A 237-nucleotide genomic window follows, 5' to 3' on the forward strand; every position below is an offset into this window, starting at 1 on the left:
GTCCAGAGCTTTATCGGTTTGGATTTGGTTGAACTGCATGATGGTTTTGTCGCCTTGCTTTTCGTCCAATTCGATTTTTCGTACCAGCGTATCGCCGTTGATTTCGATACGGTTGAAGATTTGGCGGGTAATGGCGGTTTTCGGAGTTAAGGTCAACGTCCATTTTTTCTCGTTGCCGTTTAATTTCAAATCAAATTGTTTTTCCAAGCCTTGGGTATTGCCGCCCAAAAGGTCGAG

At 44.3% G+C, this 237-nt stretch carries 1 protein-coding gene; it reads right to left on the minus strand.

The window, feature by feature from the left end; genetic code table 11:
* The coding region (locus tag ACTHS3_RS18590) for a LolA family protein (RefSeq protein WP_440368882.1) at positions 1–237 on the minus strand (237 nt) is incomplete at both ends.

This window comes from Neisseria sp. P0009.S007, from assembly GCF_051962515.1.